The organism is Arthrobacter sp. ERGS1:01 (assembly GCF_001281315.1).
In the GTDB taxonomy this organism is placed as follows: Bacteria; Actinomycetota; Actinomycetes; order Actinomycetales; family Micrococcaceae; genus Specibacter.
Map to the genome: position 1 here is coordinate 1213119 of NZ_CP012479.1, position 22153 is coordinate 1235271.

Sequence of the window (22153 nt, forward strand, 5' to 3'; positions counted from 1 at the left end):
CTACCCGTGGTCGCTGACGATCAGAACCGGGCAATGTGCGTGAGTGGCGCACGCGTCGGATACCGATCCGAGGCTCAGCCCGAGAAAGCCCCGATGACCGTGGCGCCCAAGGACCAGCATGCCCGCGGTGCGGCTTTCATCGACGAGAACCTGCGGGGGGTGGCCGTACCTGACAACTATTTGGAAACTCCTGGGCAGCTCGGGCCCAAATACTTGTTCGGCTGCTCGGTCCACCAAATGGCGTGCATCGTCAACAAAACTGTCGCGCTCGGCAAATCCCCCCACCGGCAGTTCCGCCATGTAATACCTCTCAGGCCTCCTCCAGCAGATGACCGCGTCCAGCGGCACCCCCAAAGCCGTGGCCAACGTCCCGGCGCTTTTCAAGGCCAGGGCAGAATTTTCCGAACCATCGACACCAACGACGATTCGATTCGTGACAGCTGCAGATCCAGTCATAGGACCCAGTGTGCTCAGCGGTGCCGGAGGTTACTAGAGTCGAAGGCCCTGACCCGATGACCCAATCGGAGGCCCGACCAGAATGTGACTTTGGCCTCTAGGAGAGTCGACACGGATGGGCCAGCATTGAACCGTGAGCGAACGTTCAGCAATCCAAAAAGGGGATTCACCGTGACTCCGGAATCAGAACCAGTCAGGATCGTCGTCGGCGTAGACGGATCCGCCAATTCGGTCCACGCCCTGCACCAGGCCGAACGGATAGCCACTGCACTGAAGGGGCGTGTGGAGGCGGTTACCTGCTGGGATTACCCCAGCATCTGGGCCGAACCGATGGCCTTAGGCCCGGAAGACCTGGAAGCGGAAGCAAAGACAGCGTTGAGTGAGAGCATTGAGGCAGCCTTTGGCACGAACACACCGGAAAACCTGGACAGCAAGTTGCTGCACGCCCCGGCCCGTCCAGCCCTGATCGAAGCCAGCCGGGATGCCGCAATGCTGGTCGTTGGACGGCGCGGCCGCGGCGGTTTCGCGGGTCTGCGGATCGGGTCGGTCAGCTCGGCCTGCATCAGCCATGCACTGTGTCCCGTGCTCGTGGTGCACGCTGATGAGGACTCCGACGACTTGCTTGGACACGCCACCTAAGGACACGACCCCGCCGCGGGTGCGGTTGGGGCAGACGGCATTTTCGATCACAAAGGGGTTCGGCAGGTATGGAAATTCAAGACGTTTGGCAGGGGCTAGACCCTAAGTCTCAAGACTGGTTTAGGCAAAACCCGGGGTGCCGGGCGTTGCCGCGAACGCTCGTGAATATCATCAGCACCGGCTACGCCGGTCACATCAAGGTCGACCAAGACGGCATCATGCCGCTGACCGAGAAAGACCTGAAGTTCCTTCATGACTTTGGGCGTGGGCCAGCTGACCACCGGCAGATGTGAGGGGATGCCCACCCTAGCTGCCGAGCGTCGTCGGCCCTTTGGGGAGACGCACCGGTTGCTAAGAATGCAGGGATTCTTAGCAACCGGTTTGTCTTAGATGGCGGGGGCTGGGACCACCAAGTGTGCCTGCGTCGTTTCAAGAATTTCTCCCACGGTTTTCGTCAAGATCTGCAGATACGACTGGAACAGTTCCGGGTATTCGGTGGTGTGGGCAAGCCAGGGGTGCATGACGCAGCTCCGAAGGACCGTCACCGTGCCCAATGAGTCCCAGTCTGATGCCGTGATCCCCATCCGTTCGATGAATTCTTGCGGCACATTGCCGTATACATCCTTGCGAAGTTCCGTGTGTGAGGTGATCCAGTCGTCGCTGTAGAGGGGCCCAAACTCGTAGGAAAAGCGGTGATAGAGCTCCTGATTCAGGGCGTTCATGCGGGCCAGGCTGGTGTTTCCGACGACGTTGAATGCCATGCAGACGATATTGAAATCCGGATCCGGGATCAAGGGCAGGCACGTGACCATCGTGCCGGCGACGGGGAAGAGTTCAACGGTCTTCAACGTGTCCAGGAAGTGCCGGGTTCCGGCCCAGCTTCGGGCCATGAGCTGCCCGTACCCGCTATGGTTCAGGGGCAGTAGTTGGTGCGCGGCCCAGACACCGGCGGCCGTGGTCCCTGATTTGGACCCTTCCAGGACAACACTGCCCAGGCTTTCATCGAGATTGCCGCCGTCCTCAAAGACGTACGCGGCGGCGTAGGAGATCAGGGCCAGGATGCGGCGGTCGCGGAAGGTGACTCCGCCGGCAGCGTAAGGAACGTACCCCATCTTGTGGGGGTCAATGGTGATCGAGTCCGCGGATCCGATAGCCTCAAAAGCTGACCGGACACTCTCGCTGGGCCAGCCGTCGTCGTACCCTTCTTCCGCCAGTCGCGCGTGGAGTTCCGGCGCGGACATAAAGGAGCCGTCCTCGTTGAGGAACAACGACCGGGCGTAGCCCCCGTAGGCTGCATCGACGTGGAAGTAGAAATTGACGCCGTTTGCACGGTTCGTGGCTATGAGGTCTCGCATCCCCGCGATGTCATCGACGGCCCCTTCTTCGGTGGTGGCGGCGACGCCGACCAGTGCGAGAATGGGGATCTGCTGCTCCACCAATTCGTCAATGACGTACTGCAGGGCGCCCAGGTCCATCCGGTAGTGCTGGTCGACGGGGATGGTGATGAGGTTCTCCATCCCGATCCCCAACAGGTCCATGGCCTTGTCCCAGGAGTAGTGGCGGGTGCTTGGCACCAGCACTTTTCCCAAAAGACCGTTGCCGGAGCCTCGACCCCGGCTCGATTCGGCGATGGTGCGTTTGAAGAGGTCCCTGTCGGCCTTGATGGTGTCGAGCAGGTCCAACGCAACGTCGACCGGCAGGTTCAGCAGATCCCATTCGGACTTTCCCTCAACCAGGGCCGGGCAGGTTTGCTTCATGGCCTGGGGAAGGGACTTAAGGTTCCTGGCGAGCCAGAGTCCTTCGTAGTTGGCGACTGTTCCGTCCGTGGTGAGGTGGCCCCAGGCGGTGTCCGGGCTCCATCCCGCGAGCGTCGCGAAATCCCGTCCGACTTCGGTTTCCATCTGTGATGTGGCTACCGAGGATTCATAGGCGACATTGTTGGGGTTGTACAGAATGGTCGCTATTTCAGCAAGATTGGCGATCATCAGGGTGTCGGAGTTCATGTGTCCGAGGTAGCGTGTGGAGAACCAAGGAGTCGAGGTTGATTTGAGTCGGGACGTCAATTCCTCAAGGACCTGCTGGCTGCGGTCCACGGCGGCCTCGAACGAGGCTTCGCGTGTTTCGGCCGGGCTGATGATGTCGGCGTCTTCCGGATGGAAATCGCGCCTCCAGTGAATATGTTCCTGGACGAGACCGTCCACCGCCTCTTTGAAGAATTTGCGGTTTTCCGCCTTCGGGCCAAGGAAGAGGGGTCTGACATCGATGGGTGAGTGGCGGTTTGGGCTGCTTGTGGCGTCGGGCATGGGGACCTTCTCATTTTGGGTCGGTGTGGCGTGAGGCTGTCAGCTGACGGGGGTAGGCACGGTTCCCGATTCGGTTTCTGTTTGCGGTTCCTCATCGGGCTTGGGCACCCAGGATGCACGGCGGAACCGGAAAATAATCAACGGGACGGCGGTGACAAGGACGGTGCCGACGATCATGAAGATCTCAAAAGGTGTGGCGTTTTCGGCCACCTGGCTTGGCGGCAGAAGGGCGATTAGGAAGACGAATACCATGCCCAGGAATCCCCAGCCTGCGACGATCCACACGCCCACTTTTCCGCCTGGGATCCGGAAGTGCCGCACCGTATTTGGCTGGCTTGTCCGCAACTTGATGGCGGCCGCGTACATGAGGAAGTACATGACGATGTAGACGGTGGTGGTCAGTGCGAACAACGCCCAGAAGCTCGCGTTGATGTTTCCGGGCCAGAAAAGGAACACGAGACCCCAAAAGGTCACCAGGATGGCTTGGGCGATAAGCAGTCCCACTGGCATGCCCTGCTTGTTCGTCTTTTGCAAGATAGGTGGCAGCGATCCAAGGCGGGCAGTTACCAGGAGGCCCCGCACCGGGCCGAGGACCCAGGCGACAACCTCGCCGACGGCACCAAGGACGATCAGGATGCCGACCGTGGGGACAATCCAGGTCGAGCTTGGTCCAACAATGATGGCGAAGGCCTGCATGATGCCGGCGTTGAGACTCATCGATTTTGCGGGGACCAGCCACGCAACGATCAAGGCACCGGAGATGCTGATGATGGCCATGACGACGCTGACGATGAGGATGGCGATGGGGTAGTTACGGCTTGGTCGTTTCATGTCGTTCACGTGGGCGGCGGTCACCTCAATGCCGATGAAGAAGAAGACGAACGTGACCAGCAGGACCAGGTTGTTCGCCGAGCCAAAGTTGGGCATCAAGGACTGCCACGACGGCGGCATCAGCGGAATCTGAGGGGCATGCCCGGCCGAGAGGTAAATGGCTGCGCCGATAACCAGAGCAATGAAAGGCAGGAAGGTTCCGACGGCGGCGAACCAGGTGGTCAGGCGTTGGTAAACCTTCAATCCGCGAAGATTGGCGAGTGTGGCCCCCCACCAAACAACCACGATGACAATGAACACGAACAGTTTGCTCCCGGCAAGCCCGGGGGCAAACACATAGGCCAGTGCGGCGGCTATGAACGCAAGGATGCCTATGAAACCAATGGTCATCTGGAACCACTGGATCCATACCGCGGTGAATCCCCAACGTTCACCAAAAGCCTGCTTGACCCATTCATACACGCCGCCTTCGCCAGGCCAGCCGGAGGCGAGTTCCGCCGCAACGTAGGCGGCGGGAAGCAAGAACATGACGATGGCGGCAATGTTGAATATGACCGACTGCCAGCCCAGAAGCGCTTCAGTGGGGAAAGTGCGAATGCTTAGCAGCGCGGCGGAAGTGACCATCACAAAACCGAACAAGCTGATGGTGACCACTTTAGGTCGGCGGGTGCGTTGGTCAAGGCTCATGGTCGGACACTCCTAGCAGTGTGGCTGAAACTTACTTACGACGGCGGTACGGCAGAAGCCTGTATGCTTACCGGCCTTCGCTCTCACCGGATTCCGTGGGAGTGGGTCATATCGTCAACTTACGTCGCGGTAGGTCGGGCGATCAGAGGCTTTGGACCCCTGTTGCCGATCGAGTTTGGCCCTAGCCGTGCCGGACCAGCATGGCTAGGCTTCGAAACATGACCCCATTGCCGGAAGATCCCCCTCGTCCTGCTGCAGATATCGGTGCCGGCGGTGGACGCGCGAGTTTTCGCTCGGAGCTTGATCGCCGTCGGTTCTCTGTGGTTGATGAGACGTGGGCCGGGGGAGTACCTGCCCAATACGGTGTGGCTCCACGGGTGCGGGTTGGTCAAGGCAAATGGTTCAATTTGTTGTGGCTTATCCCGATCGGGTTTCTTCTACTCCTGGTCGCCGTCGGAATTGCCAAGGGCATCAGGGGGCTCCCCTCCGTGCAGGATTTCATTCATCGGTATCCGGGGATGTCGGAGCTGCCCGGCAATGCGCCCGTCGGGTTTCCCGCGTGGGTCGGCTGGCAGCACTTTTTGAACCTGTTCTTCATGACTTTCATCATCCGTTCCGGTGCCACGATTCTCTCCGACCATCCGCGGCTCTATTGGATCCGGCACTCCACCCCGGGCAGGGACTGGTTCCGGGTCCAGAAACCGGTACCGTCCAACCCGCTCTACACGGCCAAGGAGGATTCGATCACGTTGCCGGACGGGGTTGGCCTGCCTGGACGCCGGCATTCCATCGGCCTGGCCCGCTGGTGGCACCTGGGCATCGACACCCTGTGGTTGGCCAACGGCATAGTCTTCTTTGTCCTGCTTTTCACGACCGGGCAATGGGTGCGCCTGATCCCATTGCATTGGGATGTCATTCCGAACGCGATCTCTGTGGCAATCCAGTATTTGTCATTGGATTGGCCGGCCGAGAGCGGGTGGAGTAACTACAACAGCCTGCAACTGATCGCGTACTTCATCACGGTTTTCATCGCCGCCCCGCTCGCGCTGGTCACGGGGCTGGGCATGTCCCCGGCGCTCTCCACCAAATTCCGGCGTATCAGTTCCATCTTCAGCATCCAGGTCGCCCGGTCCCTGCATTTTCTGGTTCTGTGCTGGTTCGTGATGTTCATCGTGATCCACGTAGCGCTCGTGTTGACCACCGGCGCCCTGCAGAACCTCAACCATATGTTCGCCGCCCAGGACACAGAATCATGGACGGGCTTTTGGATTTTCGCGGCAGCCATGGCCGTGGTGATTGTCGCGTGGGTGGCGGCCACCCCTTTCACCTACCGGCACCCGCGGGTCGTCCAGAGAGTCGGCTTCGCCCTCATTGGGCCGACACAACGCCTGTTCGAACACGTCGACTCCAAGCCCGGCCAGTACACGGAGAAGGACATCTCCCCGTACTTTTGGCACAACGGCAACTACCCAAACACTGAGGAATACGAGCAACTCCTGGCCGTCAATTTCGCCGACTATAGACTGCGCATCAACGGGCTCGTTGAGAACCCTGTAGAGCTGGGCATGGAAAAGCTGCGGGGGTTGGCCCATCACGAGCAAATCACCCAGCATTTTTGCATCCAGGGCTGGTCAGGGGTCGCTAAATGGGGTGGCGTCTCCCTACAAACCATCCTGGACATGGTGAAGCCGAAACCTGAGGCGAAGTGGGTCATCTTCTACTCCTTCGCCTTCGGACCCGAAGGCGGACTCTATTATGATGCCCAACCCATCGATCAGATGGGGCACCACCTGACCATGCTCGCCTACGACATGAACGACGAAGCCCTGTCGTTCGGCCACGGTGCTCCACTGCGGCTGCGCAACGAATCGGAGCTCGGCTTCAAGATGGTCAAATGGGTCAAGGGCATCGAGTTTGTCCAGGACTTCACCGACATCGGTGGCGGGCTGGGCGGATACAACAACGACCACGAATTCTTCGGGTACCGGCAATCGATTTGACGTGGTTTGTTTTGTTAGGGTGGCAGGCACTCAGCCGTGCTCGGGCTGGGCCATCCACTTTGTGTCGGTGATGAACACGGCCGCTTGTGTACGGCGTTCAAAGCCCAGTTTCGCCAGCAGTGACGATACATAGTTCTTGACGGTCTTTTCGGCCAAGAACATTTCAAGGCCGATTTCCCGGTTGGTCAAACCCCGGCCGATGAGTTTGAGCACCCGGCCTTCCTGCGGGGTCAGTGCTGATATTCGGGGATCCACGCGGTCAGGTTCCGCCAAGCCTTGAACAACCTTCGCCATGACGTCGGCCGTAAACAGCGACTCGCCTTTGGCCGTCCGGTGCAAAGACGTCAGGAGGTCTGTCCCATCAATTTCCTTGAGCACATAGCCGGCAGCCCCCGCGAGAACAGCCCCTCGCAGCGCTTGTTCGTCGTCGTAGCTGGTAAGAATCAGGCATTGTAAGGACGGGTCCACGGATCTGACGTCACGACAAACTTCAATGCCGGTGCCGTCCGGTAGCCGGGCATCCAAGACCGAGACGTCCGGATGTAGGGCGGGTATGCGCCGGGTGGCCTCTAATGCGGACCCGGTGGAGCCGATTACACTGAATCCCTCGCCCTCCAGGAGTTCCTTCAGCCCCCGCCTGACAAGTTCGTGGTCGTCAAGGATGAAAACGGTGATCGGCCCCACCCGGGCAGCCGCCACCTTGTGTTCGGATGAAGCTACGTTATTCATTACGGCTCTCTCCCCGGCGGCGATGAAGAATCCTGATCTGGAATTTCGACTCTGTGACGTTTGAGGTGGTACTGCGTCAGTCTTGTTAGTCTTTCGCACGCACCAACCCGCCACAAGGGCCAAACGTCCCGCTGCCGGCTTGCACGCCACTTCGATCCCAATTGCTTAGGGGACCAGGAGATATCAGGGTGGAGCCTCTTGCATTGCTCGGGTGTCCATGTCAGGGCTAACTGTCAGAGCCCGGTGTTGTGTTCTTGCCGTTGCCGTTGCCGTCGTGGGAACGTACCGGCGAAAAGGAAGAGCGCGGCAAGCATGAACGGTACAAAGGACACCAGAAGGTTGATGAGCGGGTCGCCAAGGTCCTGCAGTATCCCGGATTCCCTGAGAAGACCGAGGAACAGCAGGCTCTCAAACGCTCCCACAAGGATTGTCCTTCGGCGGCCCTCGGACCGTGACAGGGCAGCGGCGGAAAACAGGGCGATTGACCCGACGGCGGTGGGGAGCAGCAGGGGAAGCCAATAGACCGCCAACTGGATCTGTTGGTTGTTGCTGTTGTGAATAAACGTCTCCGGCGCCGAGAGGAAGAAGCCGCTGATGATCACCGTCAGAGCAAACAATGGCAAGAGAATTCGGCGGATGTGGCTTAGGAATCCGATGCCTTCCCTTTCAGAGCCGCGAAGGATTGTGCATGTGCCGACCATGATGAGTGCAAAGCCGAGGAAGTAGAGGCCGAACCGTACTTGCTGGAACCACACCGATGTCTTGAGCAGTGCATCGGCCATCAATCCGCCGGCGAGGGCAACCATGGTCCCTGCTCCCGCAAAGACGGTTCCCCGACCATGTTCAATGTCGCTCGCGATTCCCGGCCGCCGCGTGAGCACGATTCCGCGGCCGACGGCCGCTGCCAATAACAAGAACACGGCGGCATTCATGGAGTAGTAGATGGCGTCAAAATAGTGTTCGAGATTCATCGTTTCCTCCTTCGGTCACTATCAATACCTCAGTAGTAGCCCGGTGGCTGTGACATCAGCAGAACGTGGATTGTTAGGGTGATGTCACCCCGATCGGCGCACAATGAAGGCATGAGGGTTCTAGTCGTCGAGGATCACGTCGTACTTGCTGAGCGGATCGCGGAAGGGCTGCGCGATGCCGGGATGGCCGCTGATGTGGCGTTCGATGGACGGCAGGCGCTTGATTCAGCAGCGAGTGTCCCCTACGACGTCGTCGTTCTTGATCGTGATCTGCCCGTGGTCCATGGTGACCGGGTTTGCAAGGAATTGGCGAGCTACACACCCGCTCCAAGGATCATCATGCTCACGGCGTCCGCGGAAGTTCATGACAGGATCGACGGATTCGAGCTCGGAGCCGATGACTACCTGTGCAAACCATTTGCCTTCGAGGAATTGACCGCCCGCATCCGGGCCCTGGCCCGGAGGGAGCCCTCACAACCGGCCATCCTCCACCGTTGGGATCTGACCATAGACCGGGCCCGAATCCGGGTCAGCCGGTCCGGACAGGAAATCCGCCTCACAAAGAAGGAATTCGCGGTTCTCGCGCACCTCGCGACGGCGAACGGGGCGGTGGTGAGTGCCGAGGAACTCCTCGAGCACGAATGGGATGAAAACATCGACCCTTTCAGCAACACCGTGGCCGTCACTGTGGCGCGACTGCGAAAGAAACTCGGTGAACCAGTGGTGATTGAAACGGTAGTCGGCAGGGGGTACCGGATGTGAAAGTACACATGCTCACGGCCCGCGCCCGGCTCACCGTCTTGTTCACCGTGCTATTTGCCATCGGCGGCTCGATTGTCATCGTGGCCACCTACCTGCTCGTCGCCCAAAACCTCAGCCTTGGAAGCATTCGCACCCCCGCCACCGACCCAACCTTCATCGAGGATTGTGCCCGGATGAATCCATCCACCGCTGAAACCGATCCCACGCTGAAAGCAAAATGCGCGAGCACCCTGGCCAACGGCGTCTCCGCGGCCGCACGCGTCCAGCGCCAAGGCATCCTGGATAACCTCCTGCTCACTTCGACACTCGTCCTCCTGGCCGTAACCATCGTCATCACTTTTCTGGGCTGGTATCTGGCCGGGCGGATCCTGCAGCCAATCCACCAAATGACCGAGGCCGCCCGCGCCTCCAGTGCTGGCAATCTTCGCGTCCGCTTGGGTATGACGGGGCCACAGGACGAACTGAGGGAACTGGCCGACACGTTTGACGCGTTGCTCGACCGGCTTGAAGCGGCGTTTGCCCGCCAGCAACAATTCATCGCTAACGCCAGCCATGAACTCCGTACACCCCTGACGGTCATGCGGACCACCCTCGACGTCGTCCTTGCCAAGAAGGCGCCCACTACGGACGAATTGGCCGCGATGGGTAACGAGGTAAGGGTTGCCGTCGAGCAGGCTGACTCACTGATCGAGACCCTCCTGGCCCTGGCCCGCAATGAGAGCGGCACCCTGGTCCGCGAGCCACTGGACCTTTCCGGCATAGCCGATAAAGTCATAAGCACGGCAAGCTGGGGAAACCTCCGCCCTACGCGTTCGCTACAGCCAGCACCTGCCGCGGGAGATCCGGTACTGATCGAGCGGCTTGTCGCCAACCTCATCGACAACGCCATCCGCTACAACAAACCCGACGGCACCGTTCAGATTACGACACTCTCACAGGACAGAATGGCCGTCCTGCATGTCACCAACACCGGACCGCTTATCGGCTCCGACCAGCTGGATGACCTCTTCAACCCGTTCACCCGCATCCACCAACGCGTCGGTAGTGGAGGCCACGGGCTGGGCCTGACGCTCGTAAAGTCCATTGCCACAACACATGGCGGCAACGTCACGGCCGTCGCTTGCCCGGACGGCGGAATGGCAATCAGCGTCGAATTGCCGGCTCGTCAGCCCGCCATAGACGGCAGTCGGTGAAGCCGGGAACAGAATCGGAGCACCCGGGACTGTTTGGACAACAGTAATGCGGGTAGGAGGTGCGACGCACGGACCGTTGCACTTGAACCAGTTAAATCCCTGGTCCCTACGTGTCGGGCTGGACGGCACCACAGGGAGCGAGCAAATACGTTTGATCGCCTGGGGTGAGAACCGGGAAACCAGGAATGTTCTCTAATCCGGTTTTGTCTGTAGTAGACGAAGATGGTCGTGGGAGAGGTCCCGAACCGCGTGCTGGTTGGGCCCCGTCGAAGGCCACTCACTCCCTGGTCGATCCTTGGCAAAGCCGCCATCCAAACAAGAACGGACACAAGTCGGCGCCCACGATGGGCACCATCCGGCGAGCTCAGTCCGGCGGGGAAGACGAGGTGACCAGCCAGAGATGGCCGTCCACATCGGCAAAGGTGCCGGTATAACCCCATGGCTGAAGGGCGGCATCGGTGACGATGGTGGCCCCAGGCTGCCGGGCCTTCCGGAGCCGCTCATCCACGTCCGCTTCGCTCCCGGCCGTGATGCTGATGAAACTTTCACTTTGGTTGCTGTGGGCCACTTCGCGGTTTCCCACGACCCACCCAAAACCTCCGGTGGGGATGAGCATGAGCCGGTCGCCGTCGTTGAGCTCGAACTGCAGCGGCTCCGGGACGCCGTCCTCGGCGAGCTCTCCCATGGGGCGAAGTCCAAGTCCCGTCGTGTAGAACGTAAAGGCCCCACCTCAATCGGAGGGCGCTGACGTCGTATCCCACCAGGACGAATCTGAGGGACGCATCATTACTTTGCGGGCGCCAGCCAGCGCCTCAGATCTCCAGCATCGATGAAAGTGCCGTTCTCAGTTTGTGCCAGAACGCTGCAATCGAATCTTTCAGCAGCCCACCGTGGCCCTTTCGAACCCATCGCGAAGACAGTCGTTGCGAGAACATCTGCGGTGGTCAGATCTGATGCGATCACCGAGACGCTTGAGAATCCGTGGGCGGTGCATCCCGTGCGCCCGTCAATGATGTGCCCACCCCGCTCGTAGGTGGCGGAAGTTGCGACCGCCATATCGTCAAGAGCAAGCACCGCCATCATGTGTTTGGGGGACTGCGGAGATCGAATCCCCACATTCCATGCCTTGCCCGGTTCAAAGGTCCCGGCGGCGATCACGTCTCCTCCGGCATTGATGCAAAAATTTGCCAGTCCCTGTGCCCGTAGCCTGTCGGCCGCCCCTTGGGCAGCCCAGCCCTTGACGATGCCGTTGAGGTCCCACTGGCCCGAAGCGGTGTGTAGTGAAAACACTCCACCGGAAAGTGCTGCAAATTGGGATGCGCGTTCATGCACCTCCATGAACAACTCGCCCATGGTCTCAAGGGTGAGCTCGAAGCGGTTAAGCCGGCTAAGTTCGCTGTTCGGAAGGTAGGGGCTGAAGATGTCATCGGCCTCGTGCAGGATTGCGAAGGCTTCAGCCGCTGCAACGTGGTGGTCCCCGGCATCACGGATGTCAATGGACATTGGAATGCCCATGACGGTATCCAAGAACCTCATCAGGGTAACCTATCGATGGCCGACTGGACGGACTGCAGATAGCCGTCGGAGGTGTAGGTGCCGCCGCTGACGGTGTTTACGGCAACCGACTGGGATGAGAGGATCTCTTGCTCGAGGACGGGAGGCACCGTTTGGGCAACCCGCTGGTCGTAATTGTTGGAATTGGGAACCTGCAATACGGTCACACCGGTAATCTTCTTTCCACTGAAGCTGACCGATACTTGCACGTCGCCATAGGGGGTGCTTTCCGTGGCGCCCGTGATCGTCGTGGCAGCCGCCACTGCGCTTGGGCTCGTCGTTGCTGGCGAGGCACTGGGCGACGGACTGGACTTAGTGGCTGGCGATGCGACATTGCCTTGTGTCGACGTCGTGCCCGAGGAACCTGGCGAAACCGGCGCGCTCGAGAGTGAGGTGGTGACGGCCGAATGTTCCGAGCCCATGTATAGGCGTAGCCCGAACGTTGCGCCGATGACGACGAAGATCGCCAAAAAGAGAGCTGTACCCTTCCACTTTCCGTTCTTCATCCTTACCCTTGCCTATCCCATGCTCAATATTTCGCGGTGAATCAGTCGCTTGGAAATGCGAAGTTCTGACAGTGAGTTCTCAACGGTCAGTCCCATCCCCTCAGGGCCGCAGATGTAAACCTCGCGTTCTGAGATGTCTTTGACCAGCCACTTAAGGCCCCGTGGGTCCAAGGGATCGTGTCCCAGTTCAGCTCGGCTCCCAACGACGGTGTGCAAAACCAAGGGATGAATGGCTCGCAGTTCCGCCTCAAGGGCGAGCCGGTCATGGCTGGTACTTCTGTACACCATCACCACATTGCGTCCTTCGTTGACAAGGCTCTCGGCGAGGGCACGAATTGGGCCGATTCCGGCACCACCGGCGATCAGCAGCACTTTGTGCAAGTGGCTTGTCTCGGGGGTGAAATGGCCGAAAGGTCCTTCGGCGAAGACCACGGTTCCGGGCTTAAGGTGAGGCACGCGGGAACTGTGGTCGCCGAGCGCGCCAACGGTGATTCTCATCAGGCCGGCTGAAGGCAATCGTGAAAGGGAGAATGGGTGGGCGGTCAGCATATGGCCAACGGTGACGAATCGAAAAATCATGAATTGGCCCGCACGTACGCCGAGCTCGTCCAGATGTGGGCCTGCCAGCCAGATGCTGGTGATTCCGTTGCCCTCATTCACAACGTGGTGGACCATCATGTGGTGTCGCCACGCAGCTGCTGCAGGGAGAATGAACCGCCAGGTGAGGATGGCGGAGGCAGTGGCGAAATAGAGAATGATCCAGAGTGCACGATTGGCGGGGTCGTTGACGAAGTGGACCCCTGCGCTCAGCTCGTGGAAGAACGTCAGGAAGATCGCACCATAGGCCGTGACGTGGAGCCAGTACCAGGCTTCGTAGGAAATCCTTCCGCGGGGGATCCTGGCGCTGCTGATGCCGACGACGAAGAACAGCAAGGTACCAATTAGTGCGGTGAGCATGTCTGGGTAGGAGGTGAAGACCAGCCATGTTGCCCCCCACGGAGTGCCGGAGGTGAGTAGTTGCACCCCGAGGATCATGAGCAGCACATGGCTGATGATGAGGAAAAGGACGGTGCTGCCCAGCGTCCTGTGCCAGCTGACCAAACGGTCCATTCCAACGGCATGCTCGAACCAGGGAATGCGGGCGATCAACAAAACCTGCGCGCAAACCAGAAACGCACCTACCATTCCGCTGAGCTCACCCAGGGAGGTTGCCGTGGACGCCGGGCTCAAGGTCAGCAGGGACGGGGCGGCAAACCACCATGCGCCAAGGACACCAACCACGCCTGCGGCTATCAGTATGCGAAGAAGCAGCCCGGACCTGCCGAGAGCGCGCTTTCGCAGCACAGGAGTGCGTGCAGTCATTGGTGCCATATCACAGAGATTACGCACCCAATCTTAGAGGAATCTTAGTCAGCATCCCCCAACCAGGTGTCGGAACAGACTACTCACCCACCATTTCTTCCGAGAGTTATCAACCACCCGGTGGGGTCAATCCAACGACCCTTGAGGAGGCAAGGAGGACACAAACCATGCCAGGGATTCCGCCACAACCCTGGAAACTGTCGGCTTGGCGTAGTCAAAGAACCGAAAGTGGTCATAGCGCGCCGTCGCCGGGACCCTATGCGTGCTTTGCGCATCTGGTAATCTGCCAATTTCCTGGGCAATGGATGGTGGCGTTCACGAGGTCGATCATGCGAGAGCTGGATGTGTTCCTTGCTGTAAGGCTGCGAGGCCTGTCTTGGTGATTGCTTGGGCGCCCTCCCCAACTGCGCGATAGTTGACGACGCCTATACTTCACTTCATGGCTGTTGAACCGAGTGTGCTGGTCGTGGAGGATGATGCCGCACTGGCCTCGATGCTGGCCGAGTTGTTAGTTGGTGAAGGCTACGACGTCGTGGTGGCAAGTGACGGGCAGCGGGCACTTCATGAGGGACTGAGCGGGCATTTTGACGTGATGGTGATGGACCGGGGGCTGCCGGCCATTGAGGGTTTGGACGTCCTGGAGCGCTTGCGCCGCAAGGGAATCACTACGCCTGCACTTATTCTCTCGGCGCTGAGCAATCCTGCGGACCGTGTGGAAGGACTGGACCGGGGCGCGGAGGACTATTTGGGCAAGCCCTTTGACATTGATGAACTGCTGGCCCGGATCCGCTCCCTCCTGCGCCGGCACGTCGATACCTCCACCAAGGTGCGGGTTCCCGGAGGGACCCTCGATGTCGGCTCGCGAACGGTGATGCTCGACGTCGAAGGCCGGGTGGTCCTGTCCGAGCGGGAATGTGAATTCCTGGAACACCTCGCGCGCCGCCCACAGCAGGTGTTTACCAGGACCGGCCTGCTTGAGTCGGTCTTTGCCGATGCCGACGACGGCGGCGTGGTGGACACCTACGTGCACTACCTGCGCAAGAAGTTGGGCCGGTCGTGCGTCTTGACGGTGCGGGGACTGGGATACGTCCTGGGGCCGCTGGGATGAACACGAGGGACGCGGCAGAACTCCGACGCGCTGTGGTCCGATTGTCACTGCAATTTACTGCGCTGATAGTGGTTTTGTTGGCTTTGATGGGCGCGTTGCTCTACTCGATCGTCGCCGCCAGCTCGGCAGAGGCCATGAACAAATCATTGACCAACGCGACACAAGTAGATTCGCCGCGTGATGCACCCGCGGGCGTCTATGTGGCCATCTCCGATGACGGACGCCTGAGCGCCTCGCCGGTGATGCCGCCCGGGCTTCCAGACACGGACACGATGAACCGCGTGGCAGCCTCACACTCGGATGAACAGGGAGACTTTTCCGTCGCCGGGCGAACGTACCAGGTGCTGACGATCTTTCGCGGAGACAGCGTAGTCCAGGCCGCGGTAGACACCCACGAGGGCCGCGAAGCGCTGAAAAGGCTCGTGTGGGCCATGGTCGTTGCCGTCGCGACGGCGGCCTTGCTGGCGGCAGCATCCTCGGTGTGGATGGCCAGGCGGGCCATGCGTCCCCTGGTGGAGAGCTTGGCGTTACAGCGACGATTTGTGGCCGATGCCAGCCACGAGCTTCGGACGCCGCTCACCTTGCTCAGCACCAGGGCTCAACTGCTGCGCCGAAAACTGGCCGGAACCGGGCTCCCGCCGGAAGGGGTGTCCACCGAGGTGGCCCGAATTGTCGAGGACTCAAAAATGCTCACGGGAATCTTGGATGACTTGCTGATTTCAGCCGACCCCCGGGGCGCCGTGGACCACACGGCCGTCGATCTGGTGGGCGTTGCCAACAGTGCGGTGGACTTGGCAAGCCCGCAGGCCCTGAAGCAGGCCATCAGGCTGGACTCCGTCGGAGCCGGGGGCCCGGTCAAGGTACTGGGTTCCCCCGTGGCGCTCCTGCGTGTCTTCACCTCCCTGATTTCCAACGCCCTGGATCACGCCGAGACAGCAGTCAGCGTCGAAGTCGGCGTTCGCGGCATGGAGGCGCGCATTGTCGTTACCGACGACGGGCCTGGCTTTGCCCCTGGAACTGAGAGCCGGGTCTTTGAGAGGTTCTCCTCGGCGCGCCCTGGAGCCGGCGGCTCCGGCGGCACCCGCCACTATGGGCTGGGGCTGGCCCTTGTGGCGGAGATCGTGGCATTGCACAACGGCAAAATCATGGTCGAACCGATCGCGCCCGGCGCGGGTGCCGCCGTCGTGGTCGTCCTGCCGGTGCTGCGGAAGCGAATAGCTGATGTTAATCCCTGACTAAGGAAGGGCAAAGAATCCGTGGGGATGATGGGGGGGAGTACCTCACCAGCACACGGAAAGGAGCGGGTCATGGCCACAAGACGCAGCGGCAGGAAGGTCGCGGTGGGCATTACCCCCAACAATTACTGCTTGTGCGGTGAGTTGGGCGATGTGACCCGGGATGGTTCTGCCCATGAGTGATGGCAGCACACACCAATGCTCAAAGGTGATGGGCGCATTTGGTTCTACGTTGTAGACCACGTGGCCTACCTGGAACAGATTCATACGGATCATCCCAATGAGAACAAATAGCCGTGCCGGCAGGAGACGATCCCTTATCTGTCTGTCAACGCCGTTAGGTGGCCGGTAAATCGAGCTTTTGCGGGATTTGAGCCCGGATCCTGTCTTAGCTAGGGCCTGTTGACAGTGTCAACACATTTCCGTTCAGACTGATTCGGATTGCGCCGTACTGGGCTGTACTTCCGGAGCAGTCTGCTATTTCCCTTTGATTGCAAGGGCTGAAAGCTGGTTCGAATCCCACCTTGGGCACGCTTGTTCGAAGAATGACCTCCTGGAAACAGGGGGTCATTCTTGTTTTCCGGCCCCGTTGGTCGAGCTTGCCGAGACCCGGCATTTACCCCTGCTGGTTACCCGATGCTGATCTAGCGGTTTCCAGTGGCGGCCCTCTCCGTTGTCGTTGGTGAATAGTTTCCCTGACACCTATTCATGGCTCGCGCGGGTCTATTCGAGGTGACTAGCTTTGATCGTGGTTTCCGGGCACATGCCTATCGGCTTTCCGCCACATGCACTTGCCGGTAGGGGAGAAGGCCGGGGACTACGCCCAGTTCCTCACTCCGGCGGAGTTCGCACTGCTGCTGGACCAACTGCCGGAGCAGTTCAAGGTGTTCGTGCAGTTCTTGGTCATGACCGGCACCCGTTTCGGTGAAGCCACCGCCGTGACCATCGACGACCTCGAACTGCAATCCCACCCAGCAACGGTACGGATTAGCGTGGCCTGGAAACGAGACGGCAACAATACCTACTATGTGGGGCCGACCAAGACCGGCGCCGGCAAAGGTACAGTGTCCCTGCCGCCGTCCTTGGTGGAACAAGTCGCCCCGGTCACAGCCGGGAGGCGGGTAAGCGAATTGTGCACAGCACCTTCTGGCAGAAAACCTGGGTTCCCGCCATTGCCGCCGCCAACGACGCGGGCCTGGCCAAGACCCCGAGGATCCACGATCTGCGCCATACGCACGTGTCCTGGCCAATTCACGAAGGCGTCCCCCTGTTCACCATTTCGCGCCGGCTCGGCCACACCTCCACGAGCACGACAGAGCAAGTCTATGGACACCTCATGCCCCAAGCCCTCCAAGAGGCCGCCGACGCCATGGAGTGTCCCGAACGACGCCTGCGCGAACAACGAGACGCCTGAGAAGACCCGCAATCCCTGACCTGACACCTGGTCGAGTTCTTCCTCGCCGGCAGGGAGGCTGCATCAGGTCAGGGGCAGTTCTATGCTCGACAAATTGGGTCGTTACCTGTCGGCGGCACCAATAGAACGGCGGGATGATTCCCGGGACTGTTCAATGATGAGCACTTTCCCGGATATGTGGAAAAGTTCCGGGGCGACTACACGCCCCGGGCCCGGACCGGGTCCGAGGCAGAATTCCTGGCCATCGGCGGCGGGGCCGGGGCCTGGTTGAAGGAAGTCGCCGTGGTCGGCACGTCCCGGATGAACGTGAAAATAGCCGAGGCCGTGTCCTTGGCGAAGATCGGCGGCGTCATTGATGTTGACCGGGCCCTGGGCACCGCCGCGATCCTTGGCCGCTTCGCCCACGGAGACCTCGCCTCAATCCTGCAAGCCGGCCGGGCCAACACCCTCACCCGAGCCGCGAACGAAGGCACGTCCCTGACCCCAGGCACCAGTGCCTGGGCCGCCAACACCACCGCCAACACCACCGCCAACGGAGGATAGTCACGACCCCTATCAACATCACCGCAGCACCCCTGCCCGCCGAGATGGAGGCGATGATGCGGTCGTTGAGGATGCCCCACGCCCGTACCTGGCACCGGAACTTATCGCCATCCTTGATCCGCGCGCACTATTTCACTCGGAATGGGGGGAAGGGGCAATGTGGGGGGAGGTCGAAAATATACTTGAATCTTCAAGTAATTCGTGTAGAGTTAATCCTGCCCGGCTCCCGCTGGTTCGCTTGTGGCCGGCTACGACCGCCCATGCGAACCTCCCTCGGATCCGTGGCGCCTGAGCCGGACCCCGGCTCCCGGACTAACCCAAGGAGCTGATCCTTCGAATGACCATCACACTGCGCGACGTGCGCTCCCACGGCTGGACCACCGGTGCCGCTCCCGAAGCGGTAGCGCTCTTCCTGCATGGCTTTGGCTCCAACGAGCACGACCTGGGTGCACTGGCGCCGGCGCTGGGATTAAACCTGCCCTGGGCGTCTCTTCGGGCTCCAATCGAGCTCGGCAACGGCGGAGCAGCATGGTTCGCCATCACCACCCCCGGCGTCCCCGATGCGGGGCCGGTGGAAGAAGCAACCGAGGCCATCTGGTCCTGGGTTGAGGCCAACGTTGATCCCACCACCCGGATCGTGCCCATCGGATTTTCACAGGGTGGACTCATGGCCAGCCAGCTGCTGCGCACGCGCCCCGAACGCGTCGTGGCTCCCGTGGTGCTGGGCGGATTTGTCCTTGGTGCACCGCAGCCCGGTGATGAGACGTTGAGCGGCAGCCGCCCCACGCTGTTCTGGGGACGCGGCGCCGAAGACAGAGTCATCGCCCCCGTAGCAATCACCCGCAGCAGCGAATACCTGCCACTGCACACCTCGCTCATTGAGCGTGTGTATCCCGGACTGGCGCACGGCATCAACGCACCGGAGCTCGACGACGTACGCGACTTCCTCGCTGCCGAAGTCGGTGCCGCGGCGGTAGTCCACGCATGAGCGACGCGACCACGTTCGAGATCGGCATCTTCACCTTCGGCGAGCTCACCCGCAATGCGGAGGGCAAGCCGATGGATGCCATGGCGCGCACCCGCGACATTCTTGAATGGGCGCGGGTCGCCGACGACGCCGGCCTGGACGTATTCGGCGTCGGCGAGCACCATAGGGAGGACTTCGCGGTGTCCTCGCCTGCCGTCTTGCTGGCCGCGGCAGCCGCCCAGACCAGGCGCATCCGCCTGACCAGTACCGTCACCGTCCTCTCGAGCGCTGATCCGGTGCGCGTCTTCGAGGATTTCGCAATGCTCGATCTCATCAGTGCCGGACGCGCGGAAATCACGGCCGGAAGGGGCGCCTACCTGGAGTCCTTTCCGCTCTTTGGCCAGCCGCTGGAGCGCTATGACGAGTATTTCGAGGACCGGCTCGATCTGCTGCTGCGGATCCGGGACGAAAACCCGCTCACCTGGAACGGGACCACCCGCGCGCCGCTGACCGATGCGGGAGTCTGGCCGCGGCCGGCCCAGGCCGTCCTCCCGATCTGGCTGGCGGTTGGCGGGACGCCCGCCTCTGCGGCGCGTGCCGGAACACTGGGGCTGCCGTTGTACTTGGCGATCCTCGGGAGCCCGGAACGGTTCACGTCCCTGGCCGACCTGTACCGCCGATCCGCACGGGCCGCCGGCCAGGAACCGGGGCAGATTGGAGTGACTTCACACTTTTACGTCGAGAAGACCTCACAGAGTGCCAAAGAGACCTTCTTCCCGCACTATGCCTCATACATTGAACAGAACATGCCGCGTGCCGGCCGCCTCACTCGAGCCAGCTTTGACGCCTGGGCTGGACCACACGGCGCGCTCTTCGCCGGCAGCCCCGCCGAAATCGTGGAGAAGATCCTCTGGGAACACGAGATCCTCGGCCACACCCGCTTCTTGGCCCAGGTCGGCCTGGGTGGTCTGTCGCAGACGCAGACCCTGCGCTCCATCGAGTTGCTTGCCACCGAGGTACTCCCTGTAGTCCGGGCAGCCTTGAAGCGTTAAGGATTCCTCCGCGGACGATGTGGCTTTCCGGCAGCTGTTCATTGCGGCCCGGGACATCCCAGACTTCGACGTCATTTCGGCGCACCAGCTGGTTGTCGACGGCGCACTTCTGGGTAGCGGCCAAGGTGTAGTGCCGGGGCTGGGCAACGTTGACCCGCGTGGCTACCGAAACCTCGTTGACGCCGCCGGCACTGTTGTGGCTGCGGCCGAGGCAATCTCCGCCGATATGGCCGCCAAAAACGGACAATGAGTCCGGTGGCTTTTGCCAAAAGAATGCGACGGGGGAATGACACCATGTTCGATTGGATCGAGAGCACCGACTCCGGCCATTACGGCTAGGTGGCCCCATAGCGGTGATCGCAGATCCTCCACACTTGCGTCACGCTGCAGCTTGACGCGTGGGTGGAAGAATCTGGCTGAAGCCGCCGCAATCGGAGTGCTCAAATGCGTCGCAGATACTGGGTTTGGAGGTGTTCCCGCCGGGAACACTTTTCTTCGGGACTGCCTCGGACCGCGTCGTACTGTGGCGTACTTCCGTATAAACTCGCCACTTCCCAGTGTTTGCAAGGGCTGAAGTCTGGTTCGAATCCCACCTTGGGCACCTATGTGATGTCTCGGGTCATAGTTCCCACGTCATGTGGCGAAAAATTGGTTACACCCCGGTCTTCGGATCGGGGTGTTTCTTTTTTGGCTGGTAGTCCTTGGTCTCGTCGAGGTCGAATTCAGCGATGATTTCCCCGGTGTCGTGGTGGGTGACGAGGGCGTCGGTGTCTTTGATCAGGATTCTGACTTTCTCGTGTTTGTAGGCCCGTCCGATGCCGAGATGTCGGAGTCGGCCGGCGTAGCGCAGGCTCACAGTGCCGGTGTCATCGATCCGCTCCATCCGGGCACGGAAATGCTGCTGGCCCGCACCCAGTGTCGGGGCGGCTTTCGGGGTGGCCTGGTACGCGGTCGCCGGTGTTCTCCGGTTCAGGGCCCGGTGCGGGCGTTCTTCGTTATAGATGTACCGAAACTGGTTCAGCTCGGTGTTGAGCTCATCTAGGGTCCAGGCGGCGGGTTGGCCAGCGAGCCAGAGTTTGAGGGTTTGATGGAAGCGTTCGATCTTGCCCTGGGTTTGCGGGTGGCTGGGAGCACCGTTCTTCTGCTTGACGCCCAACAGGTTCAGGGTGTGTTCAAAAGCGTTGCGACCACCCTTGCCCCCGGAGAACCGGGCCGTGTAGACCATCCCGTTATCGGTCAACGTTGACGCCGGAACCCCGTAGATGGGGGTGCAAGCCAGGAATTCTTCGACCACGATCGGGCCGGTAACCCGCGTGTGGGCGGTGCAGCCCAGGAGCAGCCGTGAGTGGTCATCGAGGAAATTCAGGATCTCCACTTCTTGGTTGGTGTCCAGGTGTCCAGGTGTCAGTGGGTGAAGTCTGACTGCCAGGTCTCATTGGGCTGGGCCGCCTCAAAGCGCCGCAGCGAGGACCGAGGCCGTTTATGAGGTTCCGGAACAACCAGCCCGCCCTGGCGCAGCAACCGGGCAGTGGTCGCCACTGCCGGCGCTGGCAGGCCCTCTTGTTCCAAGTGCCAGGCGATCGTTGCCGCCCCGGCATCCAACCCGGTAGAGGACAACTCGTGGCGCAAGGGAAGGATCCGGGCATGGCTTCCGGGACCTGGTGCGGATTGGAATGCGGGGCCCGGGAACCCGGTTCCAATCCCGCATCACCGTCACTGGCGTAGCGAAGCAAGAATTCGTACACCCAGCGGCGCGAGACGCCGTAGCGGCGGGCAGCCTCCGACTGCGCCATCCCCGCTTCGAGCACGGCCAAGACAATGACTTTATTCATTCCCAGAAA

The 22153-nt window shown here is 60.8% G+C and carries 20 protein-coding genes and 2 pseudogenes; 12 read left to right on the forward strand and 10 right to left on the reverse strand.

All coding sequences use genetic code 11. The annotated features are described in order from the left end of the window. The gene (locus AL755_RS09370) at window positions 1-456 is read right to left on the reverse strand and encodes a universal stress protein (RefSeq protein WP_082369044.1); all 456 of its coding nucleotides are present in this window, start codon (window positions 454-456) and stop codon (window positions 1-3) included. Between the two features lie 171 nt (window positions 457-627). Here AL755_RS09370 and AL755_RS09375 point away from each other — a divergent pair, with 171 nt between their 5' ends. Further along, complete coding sequence (locus tag AL755_RS09375) at window positions 628-1095, forward strand: universal stress protein (RefSeq protein WP_054010773.1); 468 nt, start codon at window positions 628-630, stop codon at window positions 1093-1095. A gap of 68 nt (window positions 1096-1163) precedes the next feature. Beyond that, window positions 1164-1388, forward strand: coding sequence for a hypothetical protein (locus AL755_RS09380; RefSeq protein ID WP_054010774.1), 225 nt, complete (start codon window positions 1164-1166; stop codon window positions 1386-1388). 93 nt (window positions 1389-1481) lie between these two features. On the opposite strand, the gene AL755_RS09385 is transcribed toward AL755_RS09380, so the two are convergent. Then, window positions 1482-3398, reverse strand: coding sequence for a pyridoxal phosphate-dependent decarboxylase family protein (locus tag AL755_RS09385; RefSeq protein WP_054010775.1), 1917 nt, complete (start codon window positions 3396-3398; stop codon window positions 1482-1484). Between the two features lie 39 nt (window positions 3399-3437). Next, window positions 3438-4916, reverse strand: coding sequence for an amino acid permease (locus AL755_RS09390; RefSeq protein WP_054010776.1), 1479 nt, complete (start codon window positions 4914-4916; stop codon window positions 3438-3440). 218 nt (window positions 4917-5134) lie between these two features. Here AL755_RS09390 and AL755_RS09395 point away from each other — a divergent pair, with 218 nt between their 5' ends. After that, window positions 5135-6916 (forward strand): molybdopterin-dependent oxidoreductase, encoded by a 1782-nt coding sequence (locus AL755_RS09395; protein WP_082369045.1) that lies wholly within the window; start codon window positions 5135-5137, stop codon window positions 6914-6916. A 30-nt stretch (window positions 6917-6946) separates the two neighbouring features. On the opposite strand, the gene AL755_RS09400 is transcribed toward AL755_RS09395, so the two are convergent. Both AL755_RS09400 and AL755_RS09405 read right to left on the reverse strand, forming a co-directional pair. Beyond that, window positions 6947-7645 carry a response regulator gene (locus AL755_RS09400; RefSeq protein ID WP_054010778.1) on the reverse strand — a complete coding sequence of 233 codons (699 nt, stop codon included), beginning with the start codon at window positions 7643-7645 and terminating at the stop codon, window positions 6947-6949. 233 nt (window positions 7646-7878) lie between these two features. Beyond that, window positions 7879-8616 carry a hypothetical protein gene (locus tag AL755_RS09405; protein ID WP_054010779.1) on the reverse strand — a complete coding sequence of 246 codons (738 nt, stop codon included), beginning with the start codon at window positions 8614-8616 and terminating at the stop codon, window positions 7879-7881. Between the two features lie 111 nt (window positions 8617-8727). On the opposite strand from AL755_RS09405, the gene AL755_RS09410 reads away from it, so the two are divergent. Together AL755_RS09410 and AL755_RS09415 are read left to right on the forward strand one after the other, a co-directional pair. Further along, window positions 8728-9378, forward strand: coding sequence for a response regulator transcription factor (locus AL755_RS09410; protein ID WP_054010780.1), 651 nt, complete (start codon window positions 8728-8730; stop codon window positions 9376-9378). Then, window positions 9375-10571, forward strand: a complete 1197-nt coding sequence (locus AL755_RS09415) for a HAMP domain-containing sensor histidine kinase (protein ID WP_054010781.1) — start codon at window positions 9375-9377, stop codon at window positions 10569-10571. Before AL755_RS09410 ends, AL755_RS09415 begins: the two co-directional genes overlap by 4 nt. A gap of 364 nt (window positions 10572-10935) precedes the next feature. On the opposite strand, the pseudogene AL755_RS09420 reads toward AL755_RS09415, so the two are convergent. The 4 genes and pseudogenes from AL755_RS09420 to AL755_RS09440 all read right to left on the reverse strand — a co-directional run. Next, a pseudogene (locus tag AL755_RS09420) lies at window positions 10936-11283 on the reverse strand (VOC family protein); the annotation flags it as partial. A gap of 74 nt (window positions 11284-11357) precedes the next feature. After that, window positions 11358-12086, reverse strand: coding sequence for an FAD:protein FMN transferase (locus tag AL755_RS09425; RefSeq protein ID WP_237762644.1), 729 nt, complete (start codon window positions 12084-12086; stop codon window positions 11358-11360). Between the two features lie 20 nt (window positions 12087-12106). Further along, window positions 12107-12631 (reverse strand): FMN-binding protein, encoded by a 525-nt coding sequence (locus tag AL755_RS22385; RefSeq protein WP_082369046.1) that lies wholly within the window; start codon window positions 12629-12631, stop codon window positions 12107-12109. A 12-nt stretch (window positions 12632-12643) separates the two neighbouring features. Then, a complete protein-coding gene (locus AL755_RS09440) occupies window positions 12644-13993 on the reverse strand; it encodes a ferredoxin reductase family protein (RefSeq protein ID WP_160318879.1) in 1350 nt (449 codons plus the stop codon). A gap of 439 nt (window positions 13994-14432) precedes the next feature. Here AL755_RS09440 and AL755_RS09445 point away from each other — a divergent pair, with 439 nt between their 5' ends. The 7 genes from AL755_RS09445 (at window position 14433) to AL755_RS09480 (ending at window position 20562) form a co-directional block, all read left to right on the forward strand. Continuing rightward, window positions 14433-15101, forward strand: a complete 669-nt coding sequence (locus tag AL755_RS09445; protein ID WP_192841664.1) for a response regulator transcription factor — start codon at window positions 14433-14435, stop codon at window positions 15099-15101. 86 nt (window positions 15102-15187) lie between these two features. Beyond that, window positions 15188-16336 (forward strand): sensor histidine kinase, encoded by a 1149-nt coding sequence (locus AL755_RS09450; protein WP_160318880.1) that lies wholly within the window; start codon window positions 15188-15190, stop codon window positions 16334-16336. Between the two features lie 1132 nt (window positions 16337-17468). Next, on the forward strand, window positions 17469-17750 hold the full coding sequence (locus tag AL755_RS23990) for a tyrosine-type recombinase/integrase (protein ID WP_054010789.1): 282 nt from the start codon (window positions 17469-17471) through the stop codon (window positions 17748-17750). A 177-nt stretch (window positions 17751-17927) separates the two neighbouring features. Then, the gene (locus AL755_RS09465; protein ID WP_054010790.1) at window positions 17928-18293 is read left to right on the forward strand and encodes a hypothetical protein; all 366 of its coding nucleotides are present in this window, start codon (window positions 17928-17930) and stop codon (window positions 18291-18293) included. A 337-nt stretch (window positions 18294-18630) separates the two neighbouring features. Beyond that, window positions 18631-19281 carry an alpha/beta hydrolase gene (locus tag AL755_RS09470; RefSeq protein ID WP_054010791.1) on the forward strand — a complete coding sequence of 217 codons (651 nt, stop codon included), beginning with the start codon at window positions 18631-18633 and terminating at the stop codon, window positions 19279-19281. Continuing rightward, complete coding sequence (locus AL755_RS09475; RefSeq protein WP_054010792.1) at window positions 19278-20312, forward strand: LLM class flavin-dependent oxidoreductase; 1035 nt, start codon at window positions 19278-19280, stop codon at window positions 20310-20312. Before AL755_RS09470 ends, AL755_RS09475 begins: the two co-directional genes overlap by 4 nt. A 19-nt stretch (window positions 20313-20331) precedes the next feature. Continuing rightward, entirely contained in the window at window positions 20332-20562 is a 231-nt protein-coding gene (locus tag AL755_RS09480) for a hypothetical protein (protein ID WP_054010793.1), read from the forward strand. 402 nt (window positions 20563-20964) lie between these two features. Here the strand turns inward: AL755_RS09480 and AL755_RS24550 are convergent. After that, window positions 20965-22150, reverse strand: a pseudogene (locus tag AL755_RS24550) (integrase core domain-containing protein). Window positions 22151-22153 lie beyond the last annotated feature (3 nt).

Bases quoted from the DNA above. Each gene is read 5' to 3' on its own strand.
- AL755_RS09370 (WP_082369044.1), bottom strand. From the start codon at position 456: ATGACTGGATCTGCAGCTGTCACGAATCGAATCGTCGTTGGTGTCGAT.
- AL755_RS09380 (WP_054010774.1), top strand. From the start codon at position 1,164: ATGGAAATTCAAGACGTTTGGCAGGGGCTAGACCCTAAGTCTCAAGAC.
- AL755_RS09385 (WP_054010775.1), bottom strand. From the start codon at position 3,398: ATGCCCGACGCCACAAGCAGCCCAAACCGCCACTCACCCATCGATGTC.
- AL755_RS09390 (WP_054010776.1), bottom strand. From the start codon at position 4,916: ATGAGCCTTGACCAACGCACCCGCCGACCTAAAGTGGTCACCATCAGC.
- AL755_RS09395 (WP_082369045.1), top strand. From the start codon at position 5,135: ATGACCCCATTGCCGGAAGATCCCCCTCGTCCTGCTGCAGATATCGGT.
- AL755_RS09400 (WP_054010778.1), bottom strand. From the start codon at position 7,645: ATGAATAACGTAGCTTCATCCGAACACAAGGTGGCGGCTGCCCGGGTG.
- AL755_RS09405 (WP_054010779.1), bottom strand. From the start codon at position 8,616: ATGAATCTCGAACACTATTTTGACGCCATCTACTACTCCATGAATGCC.
- AL755_RS09410 (WP_054010780.1), top strand. From the start codon at position 8,728: ATGAGGGTTCTAGTCGTCGAGGATCACGTCGTACTTGCTGAGCGGATC.
- AL755_RS09425 (WP_237762644.1), bottom strand. From the start codon at position 12,086: ATGGGCATTCCAATGTCCATTGACATCCGTGATGCCGGGGACCACCAC.
- AL755_RS22385 (WP_082369046.1), bottom strand. From the start codon at position 12,631: ATGAAGAACGGAAAGTGGAAGGGTACAGCTCTCTTTTTGGCGATCTTC.
- AL755_RS09440 (WP_160318879.1), bottom strand. From the start codon at position 13,993: ATGACTGCACGCACTCCTGTGCTGCGAAAGCGCGCTCTCGGCAGGTCC.
- AL755_RS09445 (WP_192841664.1), top strand. From the start codon at position 14,433: ATGGCTGTTGAACCGAGTGTGCTGGTCGTGGAGGATGATGCCGCACTG.
- AL755_RS09450 (WP_160318880.1), top strand. From the start codon at position 15,188: ATGGGCGCGTTGCTCTACTCGATCGTCGCCGCCAGCTCGGCAGAGGCC.
- AL755_RS09470 (WP_054010791.1), top strand. From the start codon at position 18,631: ATGACCATCACACTGCGCGACGTGCGCTCCCACGGCTGGACCACCGGT.
- AL755_RS09475 (WP_054010792.1), top strand. From the start codon at position 19,278: ATGAGCGACGCGACCACGTTCGAGATCGGCATCTTCACCTTCGGCGAG.